This window comes from Nodosilinea sp. LEGE 07088, assembly GCF_015207395.1.
Taxonomy (GTDB): domain Bacteria; phylum Cyanobacteriota; class Cyanobacteriia; order Phormidesmidales; family Phormidesmidaceae; genus Nodosilinea.
The window spans coordinates 1-4944 of sequence record NZ_JADEWX010000282.1; the positions used below are offsets into that span (position 1 = coordinate 1).

Annotated in this window: 7 protein-coding genes; 4 read left to right on the top strand and 3 right to left on the bottom strand. The window is 51.3% G+C overall.

The features are described 5' to 3' along the window. Both IQ254_RS29715 and recO read right to left on the bottom strand, forming a co-directional pair. On the bottom strand, nucleotides 1-1081 hold a 1081-nt coding region (locus IQ254_RS29715), incomplete at its 3' end, for an MFS transporter (protein WP_193969749.1). 48 nt (nucleotides 1082-1129) lie between these two features. After that, nucleotides 1130-1951 carry a DNA repair protein RecO gene (gene recO, locus IQ254_RS29720; RefSeq protein WP_193969750.1) on the bottom strand — a complete coding sequence of 274 codons (822 nt, stop codon included), beginning with the start codon at nucleotides 1949-1951 and terminating at the stop codon, nucleotides 1130-1132. Nucleotides 1952-2242: 291 nt separating this feature from the next. Here recO and IQ254_RS34110 point away from each other — a divergent pair, with 291 nt between their 5' ends. The 4 genes from IQ254_RS34110 to IQ254_RS29735 all read left to right on the top strand — a co-directional run bounded on the left by IQ254_RS34110 (nucleotide 2243) and on the right by IQ254_RS29735 (nucleotide 4408). Then, nucleotides 2243-2599: a DUF6883 domain-containing protein gene (locus IQ254_RS34110; RefSeq protein WP_369011371.1), complete on the top strand. Its 357-nt coding sequence runs from the start codon at nucleotides 2243-2245 to the stop codon at nucleotides 2597-2599. Beyond that, entirely contained in the window at nucleotides 2596-3000 is a 405-nt protein-coding gene (locus IQ254_RS29725; protein WP_193969751.1) for a DUF2281 domain-containing protein, read from the top strand. The genes IQ254_RS34110 and IQ254_RS29725 overlap by 4 nt, the downstream gene beginning before the upstream one ends. Nucleotides 3001-3025: 25 nt before the next feature. Next, nucleotides 3026-3226 carry a type II toxin-antitoxin system ParD family antitoxin gene (locus tag IQ254_RS29730; protein WP_193969752.1) on the top strand — a complete coding sequence of 67 codons (201 nt, stop codon included), beginning with the start codon at nucleotides 3026-3028 and terminating at the stop codon, nucleotides 3224-3226. Between the two features lie 141 nt (nucleotides 3227-3367). Further along, nucleotides 3368-4408 (top strand): pentapeptide repeat-containing protein, encoded by a 1041-nt coding sequence (locus IQ254_RS29735; protein ID WP_193969753.1) that lies wholly within the window; start codon nucleotides 3368-3370, stop codon nucleotides 4406-4408. 28 nt (nucleotides 4409-4436) lie between these two features. On the opposite strand, the gene IQ254_RS29740 is transcribed toward IQ254_RS29735, so the two are convergent. Next, entirely contained in the window at nucleotides 4437-4676 is a 240-nt protein-coding gene (locus tag IQ254_RS29740; RefSeq protein ID WP_193969754.1) for a helix-turn-helix transcriptional regulator, read from the bottom strand. Between the last annotated feature and the right edge of the window lie 268 nt (nucleotides 4677-4944).

Below are 4944 nucleotides of genomic sequence, written 5' to 3' on the forward strand. Positions count from 1 at the left end.
GCACCGCCCCCAGCCCTAGGCCAAGACCACCCGCTGCTAACAAAAAGCCAAACTGCGAAGCCTTAATCGCCGGAATCATCTCCGCTAGCCGCACGGCCAGCACGGCCAGGGCCGCAAACACCGACGACAGCAGCACCAGCTGCACGATCGCCACCCGCACCTGTACCTGTTTTCCCAAATAGCTCAGGCCCTCTTTAATGTCGGCCCAAAAATCCATCAGGTCTTCGTGGGTGGCAGAAAGTTTTTCTTTGCCAGGAACCATCGTCATCAGGCACAGCCCCGCTACCAGATAGCTCAGCCCCACCAAAATAGCCGGGCCATTGTCGGCGATACCAACGGCCAACATCAGGCGATCGGCTAGCGCCAGCAGTGGTTCCCCCACCGCAAAGCCCACAATCACCGAAGCCATCATGGTGGTGGTATATAGCGAGTTAGCTGACATCAGGTCGTTTTCAGCCACAATCAGCGGAATAATCGACTGCTCGGCAGGGGCAAAAAACTGAGTCAGGGTTGAAATCAAAAATGTGATTGTTAGCAATAGCCAGAAAGCCACCGGCAGCCCCAGTACCGTGCCCCAGCCCGCCGTCAACCAGATACCCAGCGGCAAGGCAATGACTAGACCACCGCGCAGCAGGTTAGACCACACCAGCACCGGGCGCTTACGCCAGCGATCGACAAACACTCCGGCCAGCGCCCCAAACAGCACCGCCGGAATGGTAAACGCAATCATCACCGCCGAAACCCAGCCACTAATCGTTTGGCCAGGGGTCTCAAACCGGGCTGCAATGATGGCGATCATCAAGACTAAATAGACCTTGTCAGCCAGCTGAGAAAAGAGCTGACCAGTCCATAAAATTAAAAAGTTGCGGTTTTGGAAAATAGCCGAAAACCTGTTTTCGGGGTTGACCTCTTGGGGTTCAGGCTGGGCTACAGAAGAGGATGACCCTAGATCCTGGGACTCTAGCTCAACAGCAGAGCCAGACTCTGGGTCTTTGCCATTTCCCGAGGCTTGGGCCTGAGGTAGGCTATTGGCCTCAGTTGCTTCAGTCGCGTCTGTATCGGCATCAAACTCACGGAGCATGGGGTAACCAAAGAAACCTGGGCGCTGAGTAGCTCATTATTAGGCAGTTTAAACAGTAGCAAAACAGACATCAACTAAGCTAGCTGACCGAATTGGCCGTTCAAAATAGTCCTGGGTATATTCTCGCAGAAGCCGTTCTACCCGTGACCATAGTTGTTGATTTTTTATGCTACCTGCGGTTTCGGGCCCCGTCACCCCGGTGGACAAAATTTCAGGTTTGCTCAACTGTTGCAGCAGGGCTACATCGGTGGCGGTGAGTAGGGTCGGTCGATTTGGGTGTCGCTGCCCTGGCGTCAAAAATTTGTCGTTAACCGTCTGCACCAGCCCACCTGCCTCGGCGCTAAACTCCACCCGCCAGGTGGGGTCGAGCAAATCGGGCACAATCGACCTCCGGCTGCGGGTACACTGGTGCACCTCCGGGGCCACCCCGGCCAGGGCCAGCAGATGATAGAGCCCGTGGCACAGCCCCGCCAGCAGGGCTGAGGGTGCAGCGGTCTCTAGCCGCCCCAGGTGCTCGACAAACACCTGAAATAGCTCACTCTGGGGGCAGTCGCTGAGGGCCATGAGCAGCACCACCTCCGCCAGGTATTGGCTGGCGGTCAGGCGGCCCAGGTGCTGGCTCAACCCTGGAAAGGTGCGCACCGTTTCAGCCTGAATCAGTTTGTCGAGGCGTTTGCCCTTGACCACCAGGCACTCGTTGATAACAAATAAATCGCTGCGGCCCCCCAGCCGCGACTGATGCTTGCGCGATCCCGGTGCCACGGCTCGAATGAGGCCAACATCGGGAGTGAGAATGGTCAGCAGGCGATCGCTCTCCCCCAGGGGAATGGCTTTGAGGTTGATGCCGATAGCTTTGTAGGTTTGGCTCATAACGGCGGTGGCGGGGCTAGAGCCTTAGCATAGCGCTAGGGCCTGCTGTTGAACCTGCGGGCGGAGCCAGCACAGTAAAGTTACCCGCACAGCTCAGGCTGTTGCCTGTAGCGGTTGCAGGCATCCGAATTTTTATGGCTCACAGGATATCGTCAGCATTCTTGAGCGGGAGTAGTCAGGCTAAGACGGCATACAGATGACCCAGTTGGGTCTGCAACCGCCAGCGGTTTATGCCTAGGCGACACATTACCGCTGACGAACAGCGCCAGCTGATCGAAAGGGTGAACAGGCATGGATCGTTCGGATTCGCAACCAGAGAGATTCGATTTTCCTCTGGAGAAGGCAGAATATCTGTTTAGTACTACGGGCAAGCCTGGACAAGGGGGAGATAAACAGAGATTCTGGACTGGCATTATGGGTTTTCGTTCGCCCGCTGCGATTCGTACTGCCATACTGTCGGCTGTTACTCCTGAAGCATTGACTTACCAAAGCCAGAATGAATATGGCAGAATTTACCGAGCATACCTATTGCTTGGTGGCCACTCTGGTCTAGTGAGGCGAGTGCGTACCGTTTGGATTATTGAGTTTGGGACGAGCGTTGCCCGGTTCGTAACAGCTGTACCCGATCGCACAGGAGGTTTATCATGACTCAGTTTCAGCTTCTCGACAGTGTGCAACTTTTGGAGGCGGTGCCTCTGGTAGAAGGTGATATTGCGCCGGAGGGTACACCAGGGGCGATCGTTGAAGTATTTAATGAGGGCGCAGCCTTTTTGGTGGAGCTGTTTGGCCAATGGGTGAAGTACGACGACACTGGAGATTTTATTCCCGCTGCTCAAGATGACCCCGATGCCTTTATGGAGACCCTTGGGGTTGAGACGGTCTACCCGCACCAGCTCAAGCGTTTGGCAGCAGCGCGGGAGATGATGGGCGATCGCAGTTCTCTGCGGGTTTTAGCCAGTCAGCTACCTGACGATCTGGTGGCGGAGGTGCTAGATTTTGCAGAGTTCCTAAAGCAGCGACAGCAAAGGCCTCTATCGGCTGACGGTTGAAATGTGCTGCTACAGAAGTATCTAAATGCTGAATATTTCCTTGTCAGATGATTTAGAAAGGGTAATCACTCAACAAGCTGAGCAAGCGGGCTTTGACACAGCAACCGATTACCTGGTGCATTTGGTTTTGAGAGAGCAAGACCGACTCGCTCAGCAGGCGAAGATCGAAGCACTTTTACTAGAGGGCTTAGAGAGCGGCGAGCCTGTTGAAGCGACCGATGAATGATGGGAGCAGAGGCGCTCGGCCTTAGTAGCCAAACTGCCCACGGAGTAGCATGGGCAAGCAAAGCATCGCCTTAGCAAAAACACATCCTATCGAGCGACAGAAAAAACAAAAATATATGTTTATCCACTAAGCCATAAAATCATGGGAAGGCCGATCAAACATATTAAGTGGCTAGCTTCTCCTCACCCTAGCAAGTGGGAACCTGTTGGGCGAAAAATTGCAATTATGCTTATCAAATATATATTGCATTCTAGTTCAACTCCGCAAATTCCAGTTCACCTACAACTTATCCGCATTTATAGAAATCTTTCATCTAGAATTCTTACACTACTTTTAGTTGCCATTTTGGTTATTGCAGTATCAATCTGGTTGGCTGATCTGAAGCAATACTCGGTAGCTGATGTGCTTAAGACTGCCTTTGGAAATGCTGAGTCGATAGCGATAGTAACTGCCGCTATAATTTTTCTTCTTGAAATAAGAACACGTAGAAAGAAAGAGCACTATGAGGCATGGCAAGTCATTACATCTGCACAGGGACAGACAGGAAATGGTGGAAGAGTTCAAGCATTAGAAGATTTAAATAGAGACGGCGTTAGTCTCCAAGGAACTGATGTATCAAAATCGGACTTACATGGTATTCGGTTGAGATGGAGTAAGCTTGATAGAGCTAATTTCGAGGAGACAATCCTAGCATCTTCCGATTTCAGAGATTCTTTTCTTTGCGAAGTAAATTTCCGTAATTCAGTTATATTCGGAAGTGACCTTAGGAATGCTAACTTAAGTTCTGCCAACTTGGAAAATGTAGATTTAAGCTTTGCGAGCCTAAAAAAAACCATTCTTTGCAGTGCGAATCTCAAGAATGCAAATCTTTGGGGTGTAAACCTCAAGGATGCAAACTTATTCGCAGCCAATCTTGAAGATGCAGATTTGAGGGATACAAATCTTGAGGGCGCACATCTGGAAAATGCGAATTTGAAGAATGCTAAATTTGGCAGGCATCCTAATTTTGGCATTGAAACCGTTCAAGTTCCAGGGCTCGGAAGATTCAAAATGGCAGAATGTAGCCTCAGGGGTATTACATGGAATGAAAATACTGTTTGGGATGGCGTAGAAGGTTTAGATAAAGTCGAATTTGTTCCTCCAGAGCTTATAAAACAACTCGAAGCTAATAAGGACAATTAGGGACTCAAATAAATATTCATTGCAAGAATTAGCTTCTTGGGCCAAAATCATCTGGCAAGTCCTCGATCGCAACCCCTAGCTCCCTACACAGCGCCTTTACTTGCGGAATCGTCGGCCTTGGCGTAGCCTCTCCAGTCTCCCACCGCACATAGGTTCGCAGCGGTATCCCGCAGCGGCGGGACAGTTCTTCTTGCGTCAGGCCTAGACGATCTCTGAGCTGCTTTAGGGCTGACTCTGACTTGGGCTCTTTTGGGCTGCTTTCAGGCATGTCGAGACATTTCGCCACAACTACAAAGCACCTTGACTAAGGCGAGGTGACATGTCACGATGGCATATAGCTTTTATTGCTGATTCGTTAGCTCAGTTTCTCATTTCGCGGAGGGTTTCGCACCCTTCGCGCGATTTCTTGCGGCAAAAGATCCCAGGGTTTTTCAAAAACCCTGGGATCTGGATCCCTCCTGTCACTCTTATTCCCACCCCGCCATGTCAGACTTCATCCCCAACAGCGAAATCTATAGCCTGCCACCCTCCAGCAC

What these genes read in the sequence shown, in the direction of transcription:
- recO (WP_193969750.1), bottom strand. Translation starts at nt 1,951, where the DNA reads ATGAGCCAAACCTACAAAGCTATCGGCATCAACCTCAAAGCCATTCCC.
- IQ254_RS34110 (WP_369011371.1), top strand. Translation starts at nt 2,243, where the DNA reads ATGGATCGTTCGGATTCGCAACCAGAGAGATTCGATTTTCCTCTGGAG.
- IQ254_RS29725 (WP_193969751.1), top strand. Translation starts at nt 2,596, where the DNA reads ATGACTCAGTTTCAGCTTCTCGACAGTGTGCAACTTTTGGAGGCGGTG.
- IQ254_RS29730 (WP_193969752.1), top strand. Translation starts at nt 3,026, where the DNA reads ATGCTGAATATTTCCTTGTCAGATGATTTAGAAAGGGTAATCACTCAA.
- IQ254_RS29735 (WP_193969753.1), top strand. Translation starts at nt 3,368, where the DNA reads ATGGGAAGGCCGATCAAACATATTAAGTGGCTAGCTTCTCCTCACCCT.
- IQ254_RS29740 (WP_193969754.1), bottom strand. Translation starts at nt 4,676, where the DNA reads ATGCCTGAAAGCAGCCCAAAAGAGCCCAAGTCAGAGTCAGCCCTAAAG.